18 protein-coding genes are annotated in these 24,507 nt (G+C 70.8%); 13 read left to right on the top strand and 5 right to left on the bottom strand.

Annotated features, from left to right (window positions below; all coding sequences use genetic code 11):
• Positions 1-5 precede the first annotated feature (5 nt).
• The 4 genes from EL493_RS09330 to EL493_RS09315 are packed head-to-tail and all read left to right on the top strand — an operon-like array spanning position 6 to position 3,279.
• Positions 6-1,001 carry an ABC transporter substrate-binding protein gene (locus EL493_RS09330; RefSeq protein ID WP_019045346.1) on the top strand — a complete coding sequence of 332 codons (996 nt, stop codon included), beginning with the start codon at positions 6-8 and terminating at the stop codon, positions 999-1,001.
• Positions 998-2,224, top strand: a complete 1,227-nt coding sequence (entS, locus tag EL493_RS09325; RefSeq protein WP_019045345.1) for an enterobactin transporter EntS — start codon at positions 998-1,000, stop codon at positions 2,222-2,224. Before EL493_RS09330 ends, entS begins: the two co-directional genes overlap by 4 nt.
• Positions 2,221-3,060 carry a siderophore-interacting protein gene (locus EL493_RS09320; RefSeq protein WP_019045344.1) on the top strand — a complete coding sequence of 280 codons (840 nt, stop codon included), beginning with the start codon at positions 2,221-2,223 and terminating at the stop codon, positions 3,058-3,060. Before entS ends, EL493_RS09320 begins: the two co-directional genes overlap by 4 nt.
• 3 nt (positions 3,061-3,063) lie before the next feature.
• On the top strand, positions 3,064-3,279 hold the full coding sequence (locus EL493_RS09315; protein WP_019045343.1) for a phosphopantetheine-binding protein: 216 nt from the start codon (positions 3,064-3,066) through the stop codon (positions 3,277-3,279).
• Between the two features lie 40 nt (positions 3,280-3,319).
• Here the strand turns inward: EL493_RS09315 and EL493_RS09310 are convergent, their stop codons facing one another.
• A complete protein-coding gene (locus EL493_RS09310) occupies positions 3,320-4,975 on the bottom strand; it encodes a (2,3-dihydroxybenzoyl)adenylate synthase (RefSeq protein WP_019045342.1) in 1,656 nt (551 codons plus the stop codon).
• Positions 4,976-5,063: 88 nt separating this feature from the next.
• Here EL493_RS09310 and EL493_RS09305 point away from each other — a divergent pair, with 88 nt between their 5' ends.
• The 6 genes from EL493_RS09305 (at position 5,064) to EL493_RS09280 (ending at position 18,624) form a co-directional block, all read left to right on the top strand.
• On the top strand, positions 5,064-5,897 hold the full coding sequence (locus EL493_RS09305) for an SDR family oxidoreductase (RefSeq protein ID WP_019045341.1): 834 nt from the start codon (positions 5,064-5,066) through the stop codon (positions 5,895-5,897).
• The gene (locus EL493_RS09300) at positions 5,894-7,042 is read left to right on the top strand and encodes an isochorismate synthase (protein WP_019045340.1); all 1,149 of its coding nucleotides are present in this window, start codon (positions 5,894-5,896) and stop codon (positions 7,040-7,042) included. Before EL493_RS09305 ends, EL493_RS09300 begins: the two co-directional genes overlap by 4 nt.
• A 31-nt stretch (positions 7,043-7,073) precedes the next feature.
• The gene (locus EL493_RS09295) at positions 7,074-7,730 is read left to right on the top strand and encodes an isochorismatase family protein (RefSeq protein ID WP_022567384.1); all 657 of its coding nucleotides are present in this window, start codon (positions 7,074-7,076) and stop codon (positions 7,728-7,730) included.
• Positions 7,731-7,815: 85 nt separating this feature from the next.
• On the top strand, positions 7,816-16,695 hold the full coding sequence (locus EL493_RS09290) for an amino acid adenylation domain-containing protein (RefSeq protein WP_019045338.1): 8,880 nt from the start codon (positions 7,816-7,818) through the stop codon (positions 16,693-16,695).
• A 36-nt stretch (positions 16,696-16,731) separates the two neighbouring features.
• Positions 16,732-17,727 carry an ABC transporter substrate-binding protein gene (locus tag EL493_RS09285; RefSeq protein ID WP_030200303.1) on the top strand — a complete coding sequence of 332 codons (996 nt, stop codon included), beginning with the start codon at positions 16,732-16,734 and terminating at the stop codon, positions 17,725-17,727.
• Positions 17,728-17,880: 153 nt separating this feature from the next.
• A complete protein-coding gene (locus EL493_RS09280; protein ID WP_019045336.1) occupies positions 17,881-18,624 on the top strand; it encodes a hypothetical protein in 744 nt (247 codons plus the stop codon).
• A gap of 171 nt (positions 18,625-18,795) precedes the next feature.
• Here the strand turns inward: EL493_RS09280 and EL493_RS09275 are convergent, their stop codons facing one another.
• The 3 genes from EL493_RS09275 to EL493_RS09265 are packed head-to-tail and all read right to left on the bottom strand — an operon-like array spanning position 18,796 to position 21,652.
• Positions 18,796-20,214, bottom strand: a complete 1,419-nt coding sequence (locus tag EL493_RS09275; protein WP_030200304.1) for an NAD(P)(+) transhydrogenase (Re/Si-specific) subunit beta — start codon at positions 20,212-20,214, stop codon at positions 18,796-18,798.
• 17 nt (positions 20,215-20,231) lie between these two features.
• Complete coding sequence (locus tag EL493_RS09270) at positions 20,232-20,534, bottom strand: NAD(P) transhydrogenase subunit alpha (RefSeq protein WP_019045334.1); 303 nt, start codon at positions 20,532-20,534, stop codon at positions 20,232-20,234.
• Positions 20,534-21,652 (bottom strand): Re/Si-specific NAD(P)(+) transhydrogenase subunit alpha, encoded by a 1,119-nt coding sequence (locus EL493_RS09265; RefSeq protein ID WP_022567382.1) that lies wholly within the window; start codon positions 21,650-21,652, stop codon positions 20,534-20,536. The genes EL493_RS09270 and EL493_RS09265 overlap by 1 nt, the downstream gene beginning before the upstream one ends.
• 409 nt (positions 21,653-22,061) lie before the next feature.
• Here EL493_RS09265 and EL493_RS09260 point away from each other — a divergent pair, with 409 nt between their 5' ends.
• The 3 genes from EL493_RS09260 to EL493_RS09250 are packed head-to-tail and all read left to right on the top strand — an operon-like array spanning position 22,062 to position 24,027.
• Positions 22,062-22,514: an HIT family protein gene (locus EL493_RS09260; RefSeq protein WP_019045332.1), complete on the top strand. Its 453-nt coding sequence runs from the start codon at positions 22,062-22,064 to the stop codon at positions 22,512-22,514.
• The gene (locus EL493_RS09255; RefSeq protein WP_019045331.1) at positions 22,511-23,353 is read left to right on the top strand and encodes a maleylpyruvate isomerase family mycothiol-dependent enzyme; all 843 of its coding nucleotides are present in this window, start codon (positions 22,511-22,513) and stop codon (positions 23,351-23,353) included. The genes EL493_RS09260 and EL493_RS09255 overlap by 4 nt, the downstream gene beginning before the upstream one ends.
• Positions 23,353-24,027, top strand: coding sequence for a Type 1 glutamine amidotransferase-like domain-containing protein (locus EL493_RS09250; RefSeq protein ID WP_019045330.1), 675 nt, complete (start codon positions 23,353-23,355; stop codon positions 24,025-24,027). The genes EL493_RS09255 and EL493_RS09250 overlap by 1 nt, the downstream gene beginning before the upstream one ends.
• Here the strand turns inward: EL493_RS09250 and EL493_RS09245 are convergent.
• Entirely contained in the window at positions 23,998-24,501 is a 504-nt protein-coding gene (locus tag EL493_RS09245) for a GtrA family protein (protein WP_019045329.1), read from the bottom strand. The two genes, EL493_RS09250 and EL493_RS09245, sit on opposite strands and share 30 nt — an antisense overlap.
• Between the last annotated feature and the right edge of the window lie 6 nt (positions 24,502-24,507).

Below are 24,507 nucleotides of genomic sequence, written 5' to 3'. Positions count from 1 at the left end.
CGTCCATGTTCACCAACCGATCGTCGGGCCGCCTCCGGGCCGCCCTCGCCCTCCTGGTTCTCGCGCTGGTCGCGGTGCTCACCGCGTGCGGCAACTCGTCCTCCGACACCGGCGAGACCGGCCCGCGCGAGGTCCCGTCGGCGAAGGGCCCGGTCAAGGTGCCCGCCGACCCGCAGCGCATCGTGGTGCTCAACGGCAACCTGGCCGGCTACCTCTACGACCTCGAGGCCACCGTCGTCGCGGCGGATCCGCGCCTGCTCGGGGTGCCCAACAAGCCGGGCGAGTTCCCGGCCGGCTGGGCCGAGGACGCGAAACGTCAAGGCACCCAGGCCGTGCCGTCGGGTGAGAACATCAATCTCGAGTTCATCGCCGCCCAGCGTCCCGACCTGATCATCGGCGGCGGCCAGGGTTACCCCGGCCAGCAGTCGGTGAACGCCTACGACCAGCTCAGCGCCATCGCGCCGACCGTACTGCTGCCGACCGAGACCACCTACTGGCAGGACCAGCTGCGCTTCATCGCCGCGACGGTGAACAAGCCGGCCAAGGTCGACGCGCTGATCGCCAACTACCAGGCCAAGCTGGCCGAGGCCAAGAGCAAGATCAAGCCGCCGGCCGGGGCGACCGCGGTCATGCAGTCGATCAAGAGCCAGAAGCCGACCCTGTTCGTGCCGAGCGCCGCGCTGCCCACCCTGCTCTCCGAGGTCGGATTCACCCTCGACACCGCGGTGGAGGCCAAGGCGGGCAACCCCGCCAAGGAGCAGAGCGCCGACTTCATCAGCTTCAGCCCCGAACTGCTCGCCACCGTGATCGACGCGCCCGTGCTGTTCACCATTCCGCTCAGCGGCGGCCGCTCGCTCGACGAGCTGCGCGCCGACCCGATGTACGCGGCGCTGCCCGCGTTCGCCGGGAACAAGGTCTTCGAACTGCCCGCCACCAGCTCGCGGCCCGACTACCGCACCGTCATGGCCACCCTCGATCTGCTCGTGGAACGCTTCAAGTGACCGCCCCAGGGGGACTGCTGCTCGACCTCAGCCCACTGCGGGCCTCGCGCCCGTTCCGGTGCGCGTTCGCGGCGCGGCTGGTGTCGGTGCTCGGCATCGGCCTGCTCATGGTGGCGTTGCCGCTACAGGTCTACGAGCTGACCGGTTCGAGCGTGCAGGTCGCCGGAGTCGCCACCACCACCGCGGCGGCCCTGTTCTTCGGCAGCCTGGCCGGCGGTGTCGTCGCCGACCGCTACGACCGCCGCACGGTGATCCAATGGTCGCGCAGCGCGGCGGGTCTCGGGTTCCTGGTGCTCGGCGTGAACGCCGTGCTGCCGGACCCGATGCTGCCCGCGATCTACCTCGCCGCCGTCATCGACGGCCTCGCGGGCGGGGTCAGCGGTTCGGCGCTGATGGCCATGGTCCCGGTACTGGTCGGGCGGGAGAAGGTCGCGGCCGCGGGCGCGCTGGTCTCGCTGACCACCGACCTCGGCACGATGCTCACCCCCGCCGTCGCCGGTCTGCTGGTCGCGAAGACCGGAGTGGCCACGGCCTATTTCCTCTGTGCCCTGGCGACCACCGCCACCGTCGGGCTGATCACCGCGATCGGGCCGTCGCCGCCGCCGCAACGCGATCTGGAGAACCCGATTCGCGAGCTGGCGGCGGGCATCGGTTTCGCGGTGCGCCACGAATCCATCCGGCTCATCCTGCTGACCGGCCTGATCGGGATGCTCGTCAGCGGCCCGCTGGTGCTGCTGCCCGCCTTCGCGGATGTCGAACTCGGCGCGGGCGCGGGCACGCTCGGGCTGCTCTACGCGGCGCCCGGCGCCGGTGCCGTGCTCGGCACGCTCACCAGCGGCTGGATGAGCCGCGTGCACACCGGCCGGGCGCTGCTGCTCACGCTGGCCTTGATGCCGATCGGCGTGATCGCGGCCGGGCTGTGGTCGCACGCGGCGCTGGTGTTCCTCGGGCTGGCCGGGTTCGGCCTGGCCAGAGCGGTGAACATGGTGCTGCGCTACGCGATGCTCCAGCAGGCCACGCCCGATCACATGCGCGGGCGCATGTCGGGCCTGCTGATGGTGCAGTCGGTCGCCGGTACCGCGGTCGGCTCCATGGTGGCCGGTGTGGTCGGCCAGCTGTTCGATCCCGGACGCGCGCTGGTGCTCTACGGCGTCGCCGTCCTGATTCTCACCGGCCTGATGGCGCTGGGCGCCGGGCCGCTGCACAGAAAGGAACAACGATGAAGGATCGCACCGCCTATCGCGAGAACATCGCCGAGGTGCTCGCCGGCGACCACTACGCCAAGGTGCCGTACCCGATCGGCTTGCAGGAGGTGGAGGTGTTGCGGGTCGCGCCCGTCGGCGCGGCGCTGCTGCGGATCACCTTCGGCGGCCCGGACATCGCGAAGTTCCACAGCTATGTGCCGGACGAGCATGTGCGCCTGATCTTTCCGGGCGAGGACGGCGTGCTGCGGCTGCCCAAGCTCGAGGGCACGATGCTGGATTGGGGCAACCCGCGACCGGTCTCGCGCGAGTACACCGTGCGCCGCCACAGCGTCGAGGACGGCGAACTCGACATCGATTTCGTCATCCACCCTGGTGGACTGGCCTCGGATTGGGCCGCCTCGGTCACCCCGGGCACCAAGGTGCACATCGCCGGTCCCCCCGGCGGCGTCGCCATCCCGGAGACCTACGACGACTACCTGCTCGCCGGTGACATCACCGCCGTACCCGCCATCGCCCGCTGGCTCGAGCGCATGCCGCGCACCACCACCGGCTGGGTGTTCATCGAGGTGGCCGGGCCCGCCGAGGAGATCCCGCTCGATCAGCCCGCCGGGATGCGGGTGCGCTGGCTGCACCGCGGCGAGCTGGAACCGGGCACCAGCGACGTGCTCGAGCAGGCCGTGCGCGAGGTGGAAGTGCCTGCCGGACACCGCGTTTACGCGTGGGTGGCGGGTGAGGCGGGCTGCCTGCGCGGGGTCCGCAAGATCATCCGCAACGACCTGGGCATCGGGCCCAAGGACTCGCTCATCGCCGGCTACTGGAAGCGCGGCGTCGCCGATTTCGATCGAGAGGAATGACAGATGACCGACGAACAGGTGATCGGCGACGTGGCCACCGCGCTGGGCGTGGAGCCCGGCGAACTGACCGCCCAGACCGATCTGCTCGACGCCGGACTCGATTCGGTGCGCATCATGTCCCTTGTCGAGAAATGGCGGTCGGCCGGTCATGCGGACATCGACTTCCCCACGCTCGCGGGCGATCCCGTCCTCGGGTCCTGGATCGAGCTGCTGGCCTGAGCCACGGGGTGGCGTGCCCGGCACGCCACCCCGGGCACGTTCAGTTCTGGTGCGCGCTGTCGGCCAGCAACCGCCGCAGTTCCTTGCGGCTGGTCTTGCCGACGCCGGTCTCGGGGAACTCGTCGACCACGACCACCGCGTCGGGCATCTTCCACGCCGCGACCCCGCGCCCGCGCACGAACGAGCGCACCGCGGTCAGGGTGGGCCGCCGGACCGGGTCGACCGGTTGGACGAACGCGCAGATACGCTGGCCGAGAACAGGATCGGGGGTGCCGACGATCACCGCGTCGCGCACGTCCGGATGTTCGAGCAGGTGCGCCTCGAGCTCCTCGGCCGAGACCTTCTCGCCGCCGCGGTTGACCCAGTCGCCCGCGCGGCCCGCGACCACCAGATTGCCGTCGGGCCGCACCGCGACGATGTCGCCGGTGCGGTACCAGCCGTCGGCGGTGAAACTGCGGGCATCGGCCTCGGGATTGTCGTAGTAGCCGCGAATCGTGTACGGGCCCTGGGTGATCAGGTTGCCTTGCGTTCCCGGCGCCACCTCGGCGCCGTTGTCGTCGACGACCGCGATCTGGTCGAACATCGACATCGGCCGCCCCTGCGTGCTCACCACCACGTCGATCGGATCGTCGAGTCGGGTGTAGCACACCAGTCCCTCGGCCATCCCGAACACCTGCTGCAGGGTGACACCCAGCGCCGGGCCGATCCGGCGGGCCAGCTCGTCCTGGCAGCGGGCGCCACCCACCTGGAGCACCCGCAGGCTGGACAGGTCAGGAGTCGGGCCCGCTTCGGCCCGCTCGGTCCACAGCCGCGCCAGCGGTGGCACCAGGCCGGTGATGGTGACGCCGAAGCGCTCGATGAGCGGGAAGGCCGTCGCCGGCGTGGGATCGGGCGTCATCGCCACCGCGCCACCGGCCCACAGCGCGCCGAGAATGCCCGGCGAGCTCATCGGGAAGTTGTGCGCGACCGGCAGGGTCGCGAGATAGACCGTGTCGCTGTCGAGTTCGCAGATCTCGGCGCTGCGGCGCACGCTGTAGAGGTAGTCGTCGTGGGTGCGGGCGATGAGCTTCGGGATGCCGGTGCTGCCGCCGGACAGCTGCAGGAAGGCGACGTCGGCGGCGTGCGGGCCCGGCAGTTCCGCGGGCTCGTCGCGGAATTCGGCGATGTCGCGGGCGCCCTCCGGCGCGGCCTGCCCCTCGTCGAGCACCAGCAGCACGTGCCGCAGGCCGGGCACCTCGGCGCGCACCGATTCCGCCAGCGCGGCGTAGTCGAAGCGCTGGTGGGTGCCGCTGGTGATCATCGCGGTGGCGTCGGCGGCCCGCGCGATCGGCACCAGTTCGGCGGCGCGGTGCGCGGGCAGGCAGAACACCGGCAGCGCGCCGAGTTCGAACAGCGCGAAGATCACTTCCACGAATTCGGCGCGGTTGGGCAGCTGGACCAGGACCCGGTCGCCGCGCGCGATGCCGAGGCGGGCCAGGCCGGTGGCCAGGGAACGCGCCCGGTGGTGGAGTTCGGCGTAGGTCCAGCGGTTCGCGGTGTCGAGGACCGCGAACCGGTCCGGGTTCGCCGCGGCGCGCGCGGCGAGTACCGCACCGAATGTCTCACCCGCCCAGAGGTTCTGGTCTCGGTAGCGTCGCGCCAGGTCAGCGGGCCACGGGGTGAAGCCGGGGAGTACGGGTTCGGGCAAGTCGAGCACCTCTTTCCAGCGGGCGGATCCGGTGTTGCGACCGAAGGTCTTGAGGGAAGCTAACCATTCGGCGGCATATTCAGGTTAGGCTAACCTCATGTCTAATGGTGTTCCCCGTGGGCGGATCGTCGTCGTCACCGGCGCGGCCGGGGGTATCGGAGCCGCGATCGCCGCGCGTTTCGCGACCGAGGACCGCGTGGTCGCGCTCTGGGACCTCGATCCCGCGGTGCACGCGACCGCCGCGGCGCTCACGAAGGCCGCGCAGGACCGCCTTGGAAGCGGAAGTGTAAGTGACACAACGGCTTTCGTACAGAGCGACGTCGTCGACATCACCGATCCCGCCGCCGTGGCCGCCGCGTTCGACCGGCTCACCGCCGAGCACGGCACCGTCGAGGTGCTGGTGCACGCCGCGGGCGTCATGGTCGGCGGCAGCCCGCTCGAGCTAGGTCCGGCGGACTGGACGCGCTGTCTCACCGTGAACGCCACCGGCACCATGCTGGTCACCCAGCGCGCCGCGACCGACATGGTCGCGGCGGGCCACGGCGCGATCGTGGTGGTCTCCTCCAATGCCGCCGCCACACCCCGGGTCGGGATGGCGGCCTACGGCGCCGCCAAGGCCGCGGCCACCGCGTTCACCCGCTCGCTCGCCCTCCAGGTGGCCCCGCTCGGCGTGCGCGTCAACCTGGTGTCGCCCGGCTCCACCGACACCGCGATGCTGCGCGACATGTTCGGCGGCAGCCCCCTCGACGATGCGGCCGAGACCGCGCTGCTGGACGGCGATCCCGCCGTCTACCGGCTCGGCATCCCGTTGCGCCGCATCGCGGCTCCCGCCGACATCGCCTCGGCCGTCCACTTCCTGGCGTCCGACGGCGCCCGCCACATCACCATGCATGACCTGCGGGTCGACGGTGGCGCAACGCTAGATATGTGACCGAAAGGGTGATCACCATCAGTACCGACAGTTCAGACCCCGCTTTCGTGCTGTCCCGTCCGCAGCGGACCGTGTCCGCGAGCGCGGGCGGGACGATCTTCCGATCGGCACACGAGGCGGTGACCGCGCTGCGCAGCGGTCGCATCAGCCACATCGTCGGCGCACTACCCTTCACCCCCGGCGCGCCGACGGCACTGTGGGCGCCCGATTCGATCACCGTCACCGAAGCGCCGCACCTGCCTCGCTCTGGGGTCGCGGTGCCGCGCTTCGAACTCGACGAAGCGGTGCCCGCCCCGGCCGAGCACCTGCGCCGCGTCGCCACCGCCGTCGAACTGCTCGACAACCCCACCCATCCGGTGCGGAAGGTGGTGCTCGCCAGGGCACTGCGCGCGGTGTCGGCCACGCCGGTGCGGGCACTGGACATCCTCGACCTGATGGTCGCCTCCGACCCGCTGTCCAACGGCTTCCTGGTCGACCTGGCCGCGGCGGGCGGGCGATATCCCGGGCGACATCTCGTCGGCTCGAGCCCGGAGATCCTGGTGCGCCGCACCGGCAACGAAGTCCTGAGTCACCCGCTGGCGGGTTCGGCCCGCCGCGTCCTCGACGACCCCGCGGCGGACCGTCTGGCCGCCGACACGCTGCTCACCTCGGCCAAGGATCACGCCGAACACCGCTATGTGGTGGACCAGGTGACCGCCGTCCTCAGCGACCGGTGCGCCGAAGTCGACACCCCCGCACCGGAACTCACCGCGACGCCGGCCATGTGGCACCTCGGCACCCCCATCTCGGCGACCGTGCCACTGGCGGGCCCGTCCGCACTGGAACTCGCCATCGCCCTGCACCCGACGCCCGCGATCTGCGGCACCCCCACCGGCGCCGCGGCTCGCCTGATCGCCGAGCTCGAGGGCGAGCGCGGCTTCTACGCGGGCGCGGTCGGCTGGTGTGACGCCGACGGCAACGGCGAGTGGATGGTGAGCATCCGCTGCGCCGAACTGTCCGCGAACGGCACCGCCCTGCTCGCGCACGCGGGCGGCGGCATCGTCGCCGCGTCCGATCCCGCCGCCGAACTGGCCGAGACCACCGGCAAATTCCAGCGCATCCTCGGTCCGCTCGGTATCGCGGACCTGCCCGTCACCGTCGGCTGACGCCGACTTTCCACCGGAACGAGAGATCGTCATGCCTATCCCCCCGATCGCGCCCTATCCGATGCCCGGCGCCGACGAGTTCACCGCCGACCAGGTCGGCTGGACCGCCGAACCCGGGCGCTGCGCGCTGCTGATCCACGACATGCAGCAGTACTTCCTCGACGCCTACGACCAGCACCGCGATCCCGCCCGCACCCTGATCGCCAACATCGCCCTGCTGCGCGACCGCTGCCACGAGCTCGACATCCCGGTGATCTACACCATGCAGCCCGGCAACCAGCACCCGTCGCGGCGCGGCATTCTGGCCGACTTCTGGGGCAGCGGGATGTCGGAGGGCGCCGATACGAAGGTCGTCAACGCCATCGCCCCGGAGCCGCAGGACATCCAGGTGACCAAGTGGCGCTACTCGGCGTTCCAGCGCACCGACCTGCGTGAGCTGCTCGGCTACTACCAGCGCGATCAGCTGCTGGTCACCGGCGTCTACACGCACATGGGCTGCATGCTCAGCGCCGCCGAGGCGTTCATGGGCGATGTGCGCCCGTTCCTCGTGCACGACGCGACCGCGGACTTCAGCCGCGAGGAGCACGTGATGGCGCTGAACTACGTCGCCCGGCGCTGTGGCGCGGTCACCGGTACCGCCGATCTGCTGCGTCAGCTGACTCCGGCCCGGATCGAAGCCGACGCCTGACCCGACCCGCGTCACCGGTACCGCGCGGCGGAATCCGGTGACGCGGGCCGCTTTACCACGAACCAACGTTGATGAAGGAGTTGCTGTGAGCTCGGTGGAACGGGACGACGTGAGCGCCGGCCATCCCGGATTACCGCTCACCGGAGCGCAACTGGGCATCTGGAACGCCCAGCGCCTTGACCCCGACTCGCTCAGCTACATGGTCGGCGAGGTGCTCGAGATCTCCGGCCCGGAGCCCATCGACGTGGCTCTGCTGGACACCGCGATCCGGCGCACCATCGCCGAGACCGACACCATGCGGTTGCGTTTCACCGACTCCGCCGACGGGCCGCGTCAGCGGATCACCGACCACGAACCCGACCTGCGCCCGCTGGTCGACCTGCGCGGCGAGGCCGACCCGGTCGCCGCGGCGCACCGGCTGGTCGCGGCCGAGCGGGAACGTTCGGCCACGTTCTGCCGCGCGATGGTCGACCGGCAGCTCTACACCTACACGCTGCTGCGCCTTACCGACAGCGACGTGTGGTGCATCCAGCTCTACCACCACCTGATCATCGACGGCTACAGCGCCGCCATGGTCTCGCGCCGGGTGGCCGCCCACTACACCGCGCTGCGCCGCGGCGGGGACGTACCGCGCCTGCGCTGGGGCTCGATCCAGACGCTGGTGACCGAGGACCTGGAATACCGTGCGAGCCAGGCACATCAGCACGATCGCGACTACTGGCGCGACCGCCTCACTCCGCTGCCGCCGCTGGACGGGCGCGGCAAGGCACCCGAGGGTGTAGTGGAGCGGACCCACGAGGTCCGCGCGGTACTCGACGCCGAGCAGGTGGCCCGGATCAAGGAGGCGGCCACGGCGGCCGGGATCACCTGGGCCGATGTGCTGGTCGCCGGGTATGTGGGCTTCGTGCACCGGCTGCTCGGCGAGACCGATGTGGTCATCGCGCTGCCGGTGATGGCGCGCGTGGGCAAGACCGCGCTCACCACCCCGTCCATGGCGGTCAACGTGCTGCCGCTGCGGGTTCCGGTCTCCAGCCAGGATCGCCTGGGCGACCTGGGCAAGCGGGTGGCCGACGCGCTGCGGGAGATGCGCGCCCACCAGCGATTCCGCGGTGAGGACCTGGCCCGCGAATTCGGCGGCGCCCAGACCGGAGCGCTGCTGCACGGCATCGGCATCAATCTCAAGGCCTTCGACTTCGCGCTCGATTTCGACGGCGCCACCGGCACGCTCCGCAATGTCGCCGGCGGGCCACCGGAAGACCTGGGCCTGACCGTGACGCCACTGGCGGAGGACCGGATCCAGCTCGGCTTCGAGGTCGACGCCCGCTCGCTGGACGCCGCCACGGTGCGGCGGCGGATGTCGGCGCTGGTCGCGCTGATCACCGACCTGGTCGACAAGGCCGATCGGCCGATCGGCGCGATCACTCTGTATCCCAGCGAGATCGGCGCCGATCGCGCCGCTGCCGCCCTGCCCGGCGCGCCCGAGGACGCGGTCGAGGTCTTCGACCGCATGGTCACCGCCCGACCGGACGACATCGTGCTCGTCGACGGCGCCCACCGCCTCACCGCCGCCGAACTCGGCGCCCGCGTGCACCGCCTGGCCCGCTACCTGCGCGGCCGCGGCGCGGGCCCCGAGGACATCGTCGGCATCGCCCTGCCGCGCACCGTGGACCTGGTCGTCGCCCTGCTCGCCGTCCGCCACGCGGGCGCCGCCTACCTGATCCTCGACATCAACCACCCGGCCCAGCGCTTGGCCGACATCGTCGACGACGCCGCACCGGTACTGATCTTCACCGACGATGCCGTGGCCGACGCGGTGTTCGCCGATCACGCGCAGCGGTCGACCCCGGACACCGACCGGGCCGCGGACACAGTGTCGGCAGACCGGTCGCTGACCAGCGGTTCATCGACGGACCGCACGCCGCGTACTGCGTCGGCCGACCAGGCGTCAACTGCCGGTCCGGCGGACGCGCCCGTGTTGATCCGGCTGTCCGACAATGCCGTTCGCGCGGAGATCACGGGGCTCGCGGATGGTCCGCTGACCACCGCCGACCTCGCGGCGCCGCGTTCGGTCGAGCATCTGGCCTATGTCGTCTACACCTCCGGATCCACCGGGAAGCCGAAGGGCGTGCAGATCTCCTGCGGGGCGATGGCCCAGCTGCTGCACCACCACCGGTCGACCGTGTACGCCGAGACCGCCGAGCGGGTGGGTGGGCGGCAGCTGCATGTCGCGCACACCTACTCGTTCGCCTTCGACGCGGCGCTGGATCAGCTGCTGTGGTTGTGGTGCGGGCATCGAGTCCACCTGTACGACACCGACATCCAGAAGGACGCGGCCGCGCAGATCGCCGCGCTGATCGCCGATCGCATCGATGTCGTCGACACCACCCCGTCGATGGCGACCGCGCTGATCGACAACGGCCTGCTCGGCGACGCGCACCGGCCGGAGCTGCTGCTGCTCGGCGGCGAGGCGACCCCGCCCGCGCTGTGGTCGCTCATCGTCGGTTCGGGGGTGGCCGCGCGCAATATGTACGGCCCGACCGAGGCCACCGTCGACGCGCTCAGCGCGCCGGTGACCGGGGCGCTTCCGCACGTCGGCGGTCCCCTCGACGGCACCCGCGCGTACCTCCTCGACGGCGCGCTGCAACTGGTGCCCGACGGCGAGATCGGCGAACTCTACTTGGCCGGGCCGCAATTGGCGCGCGGCTATCTCGGCCGCGTCGCGGTGACGGCGGACCGGTTCGTCGCCGACCCGTTCGCGGCGGGCGAGCGCATGTACCGCACCGGCGACCGGGCCCGCTGGCTACCCGGCCGAGGCTACGACTACCTGGGCCGCGCCGATCAGCAGATCAAGGTGCGCGGCTACCGCGTGGAACTCGGCGAGGTCGAGGCCGCCCTCGGCGCGCTCCCCGGCGTGACCGCCGCCGCCGCGACCATCCGCAAGTCCGGCGACAGCACCCGCCTGGTCGGCTACCTGGTCCCCGAGGCGGGCCGCGCCCTCGACGCCGACCAACTGCGGCAGCGCCTGACCACCCTGGTCCCCGACCACCTGGTGCCCTCGGCACTGGTGATCCTCGACGCCTTGCCGACCACCGTGAACGGCAAGCTCGACCGCGCCGCCCTCCCCGCACCCCAGTTCACCTCCACCGGGCGGGCGCCCCGCACCGAGCAGGAACGGGCGCTGTGCGGCGTGGTCGCCGACGTCCTGGGTGTGGCTCAGGTCAGCGCCACCGACGACTTCTTCGGCCTCGGCGGCGACAGCATCACCGCCATCGGCGTGAGCAGCCGTCTGCGCGCCCTCGGCTGGGAGGTCCAGCCGAAAACCCTGCTGGCCCAGCGTGACCTGGCCACCATCGCCGCCGCCGCCCAACCGGCCGACCAGCAGGTGGGCACCCCCGCACCGGACGAGGCGACCGGCCCCGTCCCCACCCCACCCATGGTCGCCGCCCTCCTCGCCGCGAACCCGGACCGCACGGCAGTCGCCGGCTACGCCCAATGGACCGCCCTCACTCTGCACGAGAACCTCACCCTCGACCACCTCACCACCGGCCTGCAAACCCTCCTCGACCGCCACGACGCCCTGCGCCTGATCCTCGACGATGCGAACCGCCTCGAAGTCGCGGGCATCGGCACGGTTCGTGCCACCGACCTGGTACGCGAGATCGGTCGCGCCGAGCTCGATGCGAGCCACGCCGTCCCCTCCGCATCGGCCACGCACGACCGGCCCGGCGCACGACCGGCCGGCGCCGGCACCGGCAGCGGCGCAACAGACTCGCTGGACGCAGCACAGGAACCGACCGGACTCGCCGCGGCATCGCGAGGCACGGACGGCGACCCGACACCGCTGCGCACGGACGCGCCGCATCCCGAATCGGCACCGGCATCCGGCGAGTCGGTCGACGGCCTGATCGGATCGCTGGCCACCGCACTCGCGGCCGAGCTGGACCCCGCCGCCGGTGTCCAGATCCGCGCGGCCCTGGTGCGCACCGGTCCCGGACTGCCCGATCTGCTGGTGCTGGTGGCCAATCACCTGGTGGTGGACGGTGTTTCGTGGCGCATCCTGGTGCCCGAGCTGTATGAGGCGTGCGTGGCGGCGCGGGAGGACCGCCCGGTGCGGCTGTCCGCCAAGGGGAGTTCGTGGCGGCGGTATGCCTCGCTGCTCGCCGAGGCGGGCACGGCGGGTGACCATCGCGCGGAACTGGCGCACTGGGAGCGCGCGCTCGGTGACGGCACTGTCGCTCCTCTCGGCGGCCGGCCCCTCGACCACGCGGTCGATCTGGTCGAGAGTGCCGAGCAGACACGGACTTACGCGGCCCCGGAGATCTCCGACGCGCTGCTGACCACGCTGCCCGCCGCCTATCGGGCCAAGACCGACGACGTCCTGCTCGCGGCGCTGATGCTGGCGCTCAATGCCTGGCGGCACGAGAACGGCGAGACCCTGGAAACAGGCAGACCCGTCACCGTCGAAGGACATGGGCGCGAAGCACTGCGCGCCGACACCGATTTCGCGGGCACCATCGGCTGGTTCACCAGCGAATTCCCCGTGTGGACCCCCGCGACCGGCATCGACGACCCGGACGGGCTCGCCGAGGCGCTGGCCGGTGGCGCCGCGGCCGGGCGTCTGTTGCGGGCGGTCAAGGAAGCCAAGCGGGCGGTGCCCGGCAACGGTGTGGGCTACGGCGTGCTGCGCAGGCTCGATCCGGAGACCGCGCCGCGCTTCGCCGACCGCCGCGCCCCCGAGGTGCTGCTCAACTACCTCGGCCGCTTCGGCGGTGGAAGCGCCGGAGCCTGGAGCCTGCCGGAGCACGACGCGTTCGCGGTGACCGAGCCGCCGCACAAGGCACTCACCGAAGTACTCGCGCTCAACGTCTTCGTGCACGAATCCACCGCACAGGCGCCCCGGCTCGCCGTCGAGTGGACCGCCGCGAGCCGGATCCTCGGCGCGCACCAGGTCGCGCGGATCCAGTGGCACTTCGCGTGCGCGCTCGAGGCGTTCGCCGCGCACGCGCGCCTGTTCCCCGGTGGGCTAACCCCGTCGGACTGTGCCGGGCTGCCCGTCACCCAGGAGACGGTCGACGCATTGGAGGCCGTGCACGGCCCGTTGGCCGAACTGCTTCCGCTGTCGCCCCTGCAAGAAGGCCTGCTGTTCCACGCCATTCGCGACGGCGTCGAGGATGTCTACGCGCTGAGCGCCCGCGTCGACCTGCACGGACCGCTCGACGGCCCCCGCCTGTCGGCCGCCTTCGACACCGTCGTCGGCAGGCACCCCACCATGGCCGCGGCCTTCCACCACGAGGGCCTGGACCAGCCGGTGCAGGCGATTCCGCGCGCGGTCGGGATGCCGTGGCGGGAGGTCGACCTGTCCGGGCTGCCGTCGCGCATCGCCGAGGCCGCCGCCGACCGGCTGGAAGCCGACGCGACCAGGCACCGCTTCCCGGTCGACCGCTCACCGATGCTGCGCGCCACCCTTCTCCGCATGCCCGGTGACGCACACCGGCTGGTGCTCAACACCCACCACCTGGTGATCGACGGCTGGTCCACTCCCATCGTGCTGCGCGAGGTGCTGGCCACCTACCACGGCGACGACCTGCCCGCCCCCGCGTCCTACCGCGACTACCTGGCCTGGCTCGGCACCCGCGACCGCGCGGCCGTCCGTGCGGCCTGGTCGCGGCGACTGGCCGGGTTCGCCGAGCCGACACTGGTGCGCACTGATACTTTCCGCGAGCGCGAGTTCCGGCAGTGGGAGGTGCCGCTGCCCGCAGAGCTGTCCACCGCGCTGACCGACCTCGGCCGCCGCCGGGGTCTGACCCCGAACACCCTGGTACAGGGCACCTGGGCGCTGGTGCTGGCCGCGCTCACCGGTCGCACCGATGTCGTCTTCGGCGCCACCGTCTCCGGCCGCCCCGCCGAACTGCCCGGTGTGGCGGGCATGGTCGGCCTGTTCGCCAACACCGTGCCCGCGCGCTGCGACTTCGACCCCACCCGCCCATTGCTCGAGCAGCTGGCCGAACTCCAGGAACACCAGTTCGCCATGCAGGAGTTCGACTACGCCGGACTCGCGGAGATCGAACGCATCGTGGGCCTCGGCACCCTCTTCGACACCCTGGTGGCCTTCGAGAACTTCCCGAATGCCGGTGCCGGGCAACCGGACTCGCACACACTGCGCCGCGGCGCATTCCACAACCACGGCAACACGCACTACCCACTGACCCTCATCGCCCCGCCGGGCGACCGGCTCACCCTGGTGATCTGGTACGACCGCGCGGCCGTCCACGACACCACCCTGGCCCGGATCTCCGACCGGATCACCGCGATCCTGCACGCCCTCACCACCACCGAGAACCCCTCTCCCGCACCATTCCTGGAACCCCTCACGTCCGCCACCACTGCCGCCGCATCAGCTGCCGCGACCGGGCCCGGCGCACAATCGCCCGCCAGCACCGGCGCGGCATCCCCGGGCGACGGCAGTGAACAACTTCCGCAGGGCGACACCCTCGCCGACTGGGGTGCCCCCGTCGATCCGGCTTCCCCCGCCATCACGGCAGAACGCGTCACCATCGACTTCGGGGAATTCGACTCCCGCGCGAATCGCCTTGCCCGCTGGCTCATCTCGCACGGTGTCGGCCCCGAAACCGTGGTGGCCGTGGCCATGCCGAGGACCATCGACTCGGTCGTCGCGGCACACGCCATCTGCCGGGCCGGCGGCGCCTACCTGCCGATCGACCCGGAACAGCCCGCGCAGCGCGTGGCCCAGATCCTCGACACGGCGGCCCCGGCGCTGGTCCTGCGCTCGCTAGACGAGGCCGACACCAGCGGCTTCGCCGACACGGTGCTCACCGACGCCGACCGCCTGGCTCCGCTGCGCCCGGCCAATACCGCCTGCCTGCTGTTCACCTCGGGCTCGACCGGCGTGCCCAAGGGCGTGAGCCTGTCGCACGCCGCGATCGTCGCCACCTTCACCTGGCTGCACCGCGAGGTCCGGTTCGGTCCCGGCGACACCATGCTCTACCGCACCCCGCCGATCTTCGACGCCTCGCTCATGGAGATGTTCCTGCCCTTGCAGGTCGGCGCGCGGATCGTGCTGACCCGGCCCGGCGGCCACCGCGACCCCTACTACCAGGCACAACTCATGAGCGCCGAGCGGGTGACGGCGATGTGGATGACCACCTCCATGCTCACCGTGCTCGCCGAGGAGGCCGACCTGTCCGGCTGCGCGGATCTGCGCTGCGTCCTCACCGGCGGCGAGGTCCTGCCGCCCGCCACCGCGCACCGCGTGCGCGCGCTCACCGGGACGGCGGTCTACAACTTCTACGGCCCCACCGAGGCCGCGATCGGCTTCACCTTCCACGAGACCGTCGACGCCGACACCACGTCGGTGCCGGTCGGCGCCCCCGCCGATCCGGTCCGCATCCTCGACGACCAGCTGCGCCCGGTGCCCGACGGCACCATCGGCGAGCTGTACATGACCGGCGTCCGGCTGGCGCGCGGCTATCTGGCCCGTCCCGGCCAGAGCTCAGCCGCCTTCGTCGCCGACCCGGAGGGCACGGGCGCACGCATGTACCGCACCGGCGATCTGGTGAAGCGGAACCCCCGGGGCGAGCTCGACTACGTCGGCCGCACCGACAGCCAGGTGAAATTGCGCGGCCAGCGGATCGAACTGGGCGATATCGAATCGGCACTGCGCACCTGTGCCGGCGTGGCCCAGGCGGTGGTGTTGCTGCGCGAGGACACCCCGGGTGACCAGCGCCTGGTCGCCTACCTCATCGCCCGCTCCGGCATCGCGCTCGACACCGACTCGGTGCGCGAACAGCTCCGGAAGGCACTGCCCGCGTACATGATTCCGTCGGCGTTCCTGGTGCTGGATCACATTCCGCGCACCGCGACCGAGAAGATCGCCCGCCAGGAGCTGCCCGCACCGGAAACGGCTCCGTCCGTGTCGATTCCCGGCTCCGCCCTGGAACCTGCGGGCTCGATCGAGGATCCGGTCCGGGCTTCCGGTCTGCTCGACCTAATCCGCCAGGCCATGGCGGCGGTACTGTCGATCGACACCATCGGCACCGACGACGACTTCTTCGCCCAGGGCGGACACTCACTGCTCGCGGTGCGCCTGGTCGGCCGCCTCACCCGGGCGGAGCTACCGGTCGTCCTCGACGATGTCTTCTCCGCTCCCACCCCGCGCGCGCTGGCCGCCCGGATCGGCGCGGTCGACCCCGACGCGCACCGGCCGACCGACGGCCTGGCGAGTTTGGGCCGCCGCCTCGATCCGGTGCTGGAACTGCGCGCCGAGGGCTCGGCGCCCCCGCTGTTCTGTGTCCACCAGATCGGCGGCACCGCATGGAAATACGCGCCCCTGGCCCGCCTGCTGCGCGCCGAACGACCGATCATCGGCCTGCAGATGCCGCAGCTCACCGAGCCGGACCGGCAGACCGCCACCCTCGACGACCTGGCCCGGTTCTACCTCGACGCCGTGCGCCGCATCCAGCCGCACGGCCCCTACCACCTGCTCGGCTACTCCCTCGGCGGCAATATCGCCCACGCGATGGCCACCATCCTGGAAGCCGAGGGCGAGCAGGTGGCCTATGTGGGCCTGCTCGACTCGCATCCGCTGTCGAACCTGACCGAGCGGGCCGCCGCGACCCTGGCCGATCCCTCCGGCATGGAAACACTCGTGCCCGAAATCGGCGAGTACCCAGCCGAATTGGCGGCCGTGGTGGTCCATGCCGCGACCGAGCTGCTGCGCATGGTCACCATGTCCGAGTCACCGCGCTACAGCGGCCCGATGGCCCTGTACTGCGCGGACAACGGCCTGGAACCCGAGCGCGTGCGCGCGCAGCTCACCGGCTGGCAGGCCGCGGGCGCGCAACTGGTGGTCCGGCGACTTCCCTACACCCACAACGAGATCGCGATGCCGACCGGCTGGATCGAGGTCGCCGCACTCATCGACGCGGACCCCGCGATCCGCGCCTGAGCTTTCCACCTGGATAGAAAGAAGGAAACAACTCCCATGTCAGCGCACCGAATGACGGCACGCATGCGTGCCGCCGTCGCACTCCTGATCGTCGCGGTGACCGCGACGGCGGCGGGCTGCGGCAACTCCGCCTCCGAAGCCGCCGACGGCGGAACCCGCCAGGTGGACACCCCCAAGGGCCAGGTCACCGTCCCCGCCGACCCGCAGCGCATCGTGGTCCTCAACGGCGCCCTCGCCGGATACCTCTACGACCTCGACGCCAAGGTGACCGCCGCCGATCCGCGCATCCTGGGCGTGACGCTGAAGGCGGGCGAGTTCCCGGCCGCCTGGGCCGCGGACGCCAAGGAGCAGGGCACCGTGGCCGTGCCCTCCGGTGACGACCTGAACCTGGAGTTCATCGCCGCCCAGAAGCCCGACCTGATCATCGGTGGCGGGCCCGGCTGGCCCGGTCAGCAGACCATCAAGAACTACGACAAGCTGGCCGCCGTCGCCCCCACCGCCCTGGTGCCGTCGGACCTGGCCAACTGGCAGGACCAGCTGAAGACCGTGGCCAACTATGTCAACCGGCCCGACAAGGTCGACGGCATGATCACCACCTACACCGACAAGGTGGCCGAGGTGAAAGCCGCGCTGAAGCTACCCCAGGGCCCGGCCGCGGTCTACCAGTCGCAGGCCGACGGCAAGCCCATTCTGCTCGCCCCGAAGACCCCGCTGGCCAACCTGCTCACCGACGTCGGCATCACCATCGACGACAAGATCGAGGCCAAGGCGGGCAACCCGGAACGCGCCCAGGCCGGTGACTGGGTCACCTTCAGCCCCGAGCTGCTGAGCACCGTCGTCGACGCCCCCGCGCTGTTCGTCATCAAGCTCGACGGCGGCCGCGACATCGCCCAGCTGAAGCAGGACCCGGCCCTGGCCATGCTCCCCGCCTTCCAGAAGGGCCAGCTCTACGAGCTCCCCGCCACCGCCAAGCGTCCGGACTACCGCGAAGCCATGGCAACACTCGACCTGCTGGCGCAGCGCTTCAAGTGACGTCCTTCGGCGGGTGATCCGAACCCGTCCCGCACCCCGTTCGCCGGAGCCTCGGCGGGCGGGGTGATCGCGTTTCGGAGGCGGTTGTCGTGTGGATCTTCCAGGTGTGGCACAGTCGGTTTCGCGACAGTCGCAGCGGAGTGGGGGTCAGCGATGCGCAAGATCGTCGGAATCGAGCCGTTTCTCGCCGAGCGCGCGGGTCTGCTCACGGAGGGCAACCGACTCGCAGCGGAGTACAAGAGGCTGGGTGCCACCGAAGAGGGCTTCGCCGCCTATCGGGGCTTCTCGGCACTGCACGCCCGCTACCAGGAACTGCTGCCCGACATCGTGGTCTCGCGCTGCCCGTTCACCGCGCAGCTGGTGTACTGGCCGCTCGACACGGTCGATGTCGACGGGTGGTTCTGGAACGCGCGCAACCCGGTGCGCCGCACCGACCCGGTGCCGCACACCTGGTTGTTGATGGGCGGTGCGATGCGGCTCGACGGTCCGCCCGCGCCCGCGCCGTTCGACCGCTGGGTGGGGCCCGATGTGCCCTATGTCTATGCCGAGGCCCTCGATCATCCCGAGATGCGGGCCGTGATCAGCGAGGTGCGCGTCGGTCCACACACCGGGTGGCCGATCACCTACCACTGCTCGGTCCATCGACCGCGCGGCCTCGCACTCGAACCGGTATGGGGCAGTGAGCATTACGACGTGGCCGCCGCCCCGCGCCGGTATGCCGCCTGGGACGACAACTGGCACATGAACACCCCCGACTTCGACCTGCGACCGTGGCTCGACAGCGGCAAACTCCTGTGGATCGCCCCCGGCGACACCACCGCAACCCTGCGCACCGGCTCCACCGACTGCCCCTACCTGGACCTGCCCGGCACCCGCAAATACAACCCACAATTCTGAGCCGATGAGCTCGGCGCGGGGCGTTGCCGACCACCCGCACCGCCGCGCCCCCCTGCCCGCCGACATCGAGCACGAGCCGGACGACGTCGACGGCGACGAAGCCGCCGCCGCAAAGCAGCGGGCCCCGCTGTTCTTCGAGAACAGCGGGGCCCGCGTGCGTGACCGCCTGACTTACAGCGCCTTCAGTTCCTCGGTGACCGCACCGACGGACTTCTTGGCGTCGCCGAACAGCATGGAGGTGTGGTCGGCGTAGAACAGCGGGTTGTCGATGCCGGCGAAGCCGGAGTTCATCGAGCGCTTGAGCACGATGACGCTCTTGGCCTGGTCGACATTGAGGACCGGCATGCCGTAGATCGGGCTCGACTTGTCCTCGCGCGCCGCCGGGTTGGTGACGTCGTTGGCGCCGATCACCAGGACCACATCGGTGCGGTTGAACTCACCGTTGATGTCGTCCATTTCCTTCATGGCGTCGTAGGAGACCTCGGCCTCGGCCAGCAGCACGTTCATGTGACCGGGCATACGACCGGCGACCGGGTGGATCGCGTACTTGACCTCGACACCCTTGCCCTCGAGCAGGGAGGCCATCTCCTTGACCGCGTGCTGGGCCTGGGCGACGGCCATACCGTAGCCGGGCACCACGATGACCTGGTTGGCGTAGGCCATCTGGATCGCGGCGTCGGCGGCCGAGGTGGCCTTGGCCGACTTGGCTTCGCCACCACCGCTCGCGGCCGCACCGCCGCCGCCACCGAAACCACCGGCGACGATGGCCGGGATGGACCGGTTCATGGCCTTGGCCATGAGGTTGGTGAGGATGGTGCCGGACGCGCCGACGATCATGCCCGCGACGATCATCGCGGTGTTGTTCAGCGCCAGACCGGCGGCCGCGGCCGAAAGACCGGTCAGCGCGTTGAGCAGCGAGATGACGACGGGCATGTCCGCGCCGCCGATCGGCAGCACGACCATCAGGCCGAGGATGCCCGCGAGCACCAGCAGCGCGATCATCCACAGCTGCGAGACACCGCCGTTGTCGGCGCCGAGACCGATCACCACGGCGCAGACCACCGCGCCGACGAGCAGCAGCAGGTTCAGCGGCTGCTGCAGCTTGCCGATGCCGATCGGCTTGCCGGACAGGATCTCCTGCAGCTTGGCGAAGGCGATGATCGAGCCCCAGAAGGAGACCGAACCGATCACCGCGGCGAACAGCGAGCCGATGATGATGTGGATGTTGGGCTCGTCGTGCAGCGCGGAGAAGCCCGAGCTGTCGATGAACTCGGCCCACGCGATGAGCGCGACCGTGCCACCACCGACACCGTTGAACGCGGCGACCAGCTGCGGCATCTCGGTCATCTTGGTGCGCACGGCGGGCGGAACACCCAGTGCCACACCGACGACCAGGCCGCCGGCGATCAGGATCCAGTTCAGCAGCTCGGTGTGCCGGATCGAGATCAGCGTCGCGATGACCGCGATGGCCATACCGACCGCGGCGATCTGGTTACCGCGCACCGCGGTCTTCGGGCCGGTCAGGCCCATCAGACCGTAGATGAACATGGAGAAGGCCACGATGTAGAGGCCGTTGACCAGGTAGGTCATGTTGTCGACTGCGTGCATCACTCGGCCGCCTTCTTCTTACCCTTGAACATGCCGAGCATGCGGTCGGTGACCACGAAGCCACCGATGACGTTCAGCGTTCCGAACACCACGGCGACGAACAGGATGATCTGGACCAGCAGCGACGGGTCCTTCACGTTGCCCAGCGTCACCAGCGCGCCCAGCACGACGATGCCGTGGATGGCGTTGGTGCCCGACATCAGCGGGGTGTGCAGGGTGTTGGGGACCTTGGAGATGACGGCGAATCCGACGAACCCGGACAGGACCAGGATCGCGATATTGGCGAGAAGTTCGGTGTACATCAGGCTTCCACCTCACGAGTGACACAGGAGTCCGCGAGCACCTGATCGTCGAAATCGGGCGCGAGCTTGCCGTCGACCAGCATCAGTTCCAGCAGCGCCGCGATGTTCTTGGAGTACAGCTCGCTGGCGTGCTCGGGCATGGTGGCGGGCAGGTTCAGCGGCGAGGCGATGGTCACCTCGTGCTTGACCACGATCTCGCCGGGCTCGGTGAGTTCGCAGTTGCCGCCGGTCTCCCCGGCCAGGTCGACGATCACGCTGCCGGGCTTCATGCCCTCGACGGCGGCGGCGGTGACCAGGCGCGGCGCGGGACGGCCCGGCACCAGCGCGGTGGTGATGACCACGTCGAAGCCCTTGATGGCGTCTTCGAGGGCCTTCTGCTGCTGGGCCTTCTCGTCGTCGGTGAGTTCGCGGGCATAGCCGCCTTCACCGGCGGCGTCGATGCCGAGGTCGAGCCACTGGGCACCGACCGAGCGCACCTGGTCGGCGACCTCGGGTCGCACGTCGTAACCGGTGGTGCGACCGCCCAGACGCTTGGCCGTGGCCAGCGCCTGCAGACCGGCGACACCCACACCGAGCACCAGCACGGTGGCCGGCTTCACGGTGCCCGCCGCGGTGGTCAGCATCGGGAAGAAGCGGGTCGACTCCGACGCCGCGAGCAGCACGGCCTTGTATCCGGCGACATTGGCCTGCGAGGACAGCGCGTCCATCACCTGCGCGCGCGAGATACGCGGGATCGCCTCGACGGCGAAGGCCTGCACACCGGCGGACTTCAGCGCGCCGATCTGGTTGTCGGCGTTGCGGGGCGCGAGGAACCCGATCAGGGTCTGCCCGGAGGACAGCTTGCCCACCTCGGCGTCGCTGGGCGGGGCCACCTTGACCACGATCTCGGCCGACCACGGATCACCGATGGTCGCGCCCGCCTCGACAAAGGCATCGTCGGGGATGAGCGCACCGAGGCCGGCACCGGCCTCGACGACCACCTCGACGCCCTGCTTGGTCAGGGCGGGGATGATCTTGGGCACCAAGGCGACCCGCCGCTCTCCCGCGCCGGACTCGCGAACGACTCCGACACGCGCGCCGCGCGGCGAACCCTCGCCCACGTTTTGCGTTGTCTCCACTAGTCAGACTTCCTTCTCATGCTGGCTTCGAGCCGGGAACCACGGGGTCAGCCGATATTACTTACGAGTAGGTTCGGCGTAAATCCTCGCAACTGTACTCGGCTCGCGGTGAGCCTAGCGGAGATGCCGATCACACCGGACTGCTGGACCACGCATCCCCAAACCGGACAGAGCCGACTCGTTTCGCCAAGTTGCCGACCGTTCGATCCCGTGAGCGCCGTCCCGGCGCTCGCGTTCACCTTCGTCGCCGCAGGTAGAAACGAACAAGACCGCACCGGTGGGTACGTAACCCACCTCGACGTCCGGATCCTGGTCAGCCGACCGGCTCCCCCGCCGGAAGTGACGCGCGTCATGTCGGCGGCCGCGGCGGACTGTTGCGCGACCCACACCACACCGTAGGGTCGACGCTGTGAACGACTGCGTCTTCTGTCGGATCGTGGCGGGTGCCGCACCGGCGACCAAGGTCTACGAGGACGACGCGGTCTGCGCGTTCCTCGACATCCGGCCGATCACCCGTGGCCACACGCTGATCATCCCCAAGCGGCACGCCACCGAGCTCGACGACCTCGATCCGGACCTCGGCGCGACGCTGTTCCGCACCGGTCACCGCCTCGCCCGCGCCCTGCGCCGCAGTGGCCTGGCCGCCGACGGCGCCAATCTCATTCTCAACGACGGCACCGCCGCCTTCCAGACGGTCGGGCACGTGCATCTGCACGTGGTCCCCCGCAAGCACGGCGACAAGCTCAGCTTCGCCAAGGGCTTCCTGCTGCGCCGTCCGCACGAACCGACGTCGACCGCGGCGGCGATCCGCGCCGGTCTCACCGCGCTGGACAACAGCGAAGCAGAAGGAGCACAGGGATGACCGACCGCACGCCCGACCGCGAGCAGCTCACCGATCTGCTCGCCGAGCAGTGGGAGGCCATCGGCACGCTGGTCGCCGATCTGGACGAGAAGGCCTGGCGCCTGCCGTCCCCGCTGCCCGGCTGGACCCTGTTCGACGTGGTCGCGCATGTGATCGGCACCGAGTCGTGGCTGCTCGGCGAGACCCCGCCGCCGCACGACCCGCTGCGGCCCAAGACCGATGTCCGCACGCTGCCGCATGTGCGCAACGAGGTCGCGGTGCTCAACGAGATCTGGGTGGACCGGCTACGCCCCCTCTCGGGCAAGCGGCTGCTCGCGCTGTTCGACGAGGTCACCGACCGCAGGCGCGCGGCACTGGTCGCCCTGGATCAGCAGGCGTGGCAGGCACCGACCGTCTCCCCGGTCGGTCAGGTGCCCTACGGCCGGTTCATGCGCGTGCGCCTGTTCGACTGCTGGATGCACGAACTCGACCTCGCCGACGGGATCGGCCGCACGGTGTCGGAGGGCGGCGCGCGCGCCGAGACCGCCTTCGCCGAGCTCACCATCGGGCTGGGTCGCGCGGTGGTGAAGGGCGCCAAGGCGCCGGACGGCGCGCGGCTCACCCTCGACCTCACCGGCCCGGTCACCCGGCAGATCCAGCTCGCGGTGGTGGACGGCCGCGGCGCGGTGCTCGACGCGCCCGACCGCGAAGCCGATGCCGTGGTGACGCTCGATTCCGGGCTGTTCGCCCGGCTGCGCGGCGGCCGGACCAGCGTCGACAAGCACCGCGACGAGATCACCCTCGCCGGCGACACCGCCCTCGGCGACCGGCTGGTGCGGAACCTGGCCTTCACCATCTGATGCGGCTGTTCCTGGCGTCCTACCGGTTCGGCGCCTTCGCCGACCGGCTCGCCGAGCTGGCCGGCGCGCCCGGCGGCCGGGTCGCGGTGATCCCCAACGCCTGCGACGCGTGGCCCGCGTCCTGGTCGTCGGCGGTGACCAGCGACCTGCTGCCGCTGCGACAGCACGGCTACGCGCCGGAGGTGGTCGACCTGCGCGATTACGCCGGGCAGCCCGGACAGCTGGAACGACGGCTGCGCGAGTTCGCGATGGTCTGGGTACGCGGCGGGAACACCTTCGTGCTGCGCGCCCAATTCGCCCGCAGCGGAGCCGATTCCGTGCTGCCTGCCCTCCTGCGCGAGGACGCGCTGGTCTACGCGGGCTACAGCGCGGGCGCCTGCCTGCTCGGTCCCGATCTGCACGGGCTGGAGACCATGGACGACCCGGCCGAGGTGCGGCCCGCCACCGGCGTCGACGTGCGCTGGGACGGCCTGGGCCTGGTGGACCGGCACCTCGTGGTGCACCTGGACTCCCCCACCGATCCGGACGGCGAGTCGGTGAAACTGCTGGCGCGCTACCGATCCGACGGCACCGCGCACTGGGCGCTCACCGACGACGACGTCGTCCTGGTGGACGGCGACCGCACCGAGGTGCTGCGCGGGCGGTCAGGACCCGACGGCGACCGGCTCGGCTGAACGCTTGCGCCGGAACACGATCCAGCGCATGGCCGAATACATGTACACCGCCTCGCAGGCCCCCGCGACCAGGCGCGCGAGGTGGTATTCCACGCCGAGCGCCACCAGCCCGGAACCGACGCCGAGGATGAAGGCCAGATAGTTCACCAGCACGACCACCGCGTACACCACGGCCTGCCTGCCCATCGGCGCGTGCGAGTGGAAGTTGAAGGTGCGATTGAGCACGAAGGCCAGGCCGAACGCGACGACGTAGGCCAGCGAGATCGACACCGGCACCGCCACGCCGAACCCGGTGTGCAGCACGGTGAGCAACAGCAGGTCGACGCCGAAGGTGAAGCTGTTGATCAGGCCGAAGCCGAGCAGCGTCGCCGGGACGATCCGGTCCAGCCCGAACGGCAGCCGGGCGACGACGGCCTCGCACCAGCGGGTGAACCGGTCGGCGATCGAGTCGGTGACACCCGCGTGCTGCTCCACGCCGTC

Origin of the sequence: Nocardia asteroides, from assembly GCF_900637185.1 — a bacterium.
Lineage (GTDB): Bacteria > Actinomycetota > Actinomycetes > Mycobacteriales > Mycobacteriaceae > Nocardia > Nocardia asteroides.
Note: the sequence above shows the minus strand (reverse complement) of the source record. Positions and strands in the feature narration are given on the sequence as shown.

Coding starts and splice junctions, on each gene's coding strand:
- EL493_RS09275 (WP_030200304.1), bottom strand. CDS start 20,214: ATGACCTACCTGGTCAACGGCCTCTACATCGTGGCCTTCTCCATGTTC.
- EL493_RS09285 (WP_030200303.1), top strand. CDS start 16,732: ATGTCAGCGCACCGAATGACGGCACGCATGCGTGCCGCCGTCGCACTC.
- EL493_RS09270 (WP_019045334.1), bottom strand. CDS start 20,534: ATGTACACCGAACTTCTCGCCAATATCGCGATCCTGGTCCTGTCCGGG.
- EL493_RS09315 (WP_019045343.1), top strand. CDS start 3,064: ATGACCGACGAACAGGTGATCGGCGACGTGGCCACCGCGCTGGGCGTG.
- EL493_RS09255 (WP_019045331.1), top strand. CDS start 22,511: ATGACCGACCGCACGCCCGACCGCGAGCAGCTCACCGATCTGCTCGCC.
- EL493_RS09280 (WP_019045336.1), top strand. CDS start 17,881: ATGCGCAAGATCGTCGGAATCGAGCCGTTTCTCGCCGAGCGCGCGGGT.
- EL493_RS09295 (WP_022567384.1), top strand. CDS start 7,074: ATGCCTATCCCCCCGATCGCGCCCTATCCGATGCCCGGCGCCGACGAG.
- EL493_RS09330 (WP_019045346.1), top strand. CDS start 6: ATGTTCACCAACCGATCGTCGGGCCGCCTCCGGGCCGCCCTCGCCCTC.
- EL493_RS09305 (WP_019045341.1), top strand. CDS start 5,064: ATGTCTAATGGTGTTCCCCGTGGGCGGATCGTCGTCGTCACCGGCGCG.
- EL493_RS09320 (WP_019045344.1), top strand. CDS start 2,221: ATGAAGGATCGCACCGCCTATCGCGAGAACATCGCCGAGGTGCTCGCC.
- EL493_RS09250 (WP_019045330.1), top strand. CDS start 23,353: ATGCGGCTGTTCCTGGCGTCCTACCGGTTCGGCGCCTTCGCCGACCGG.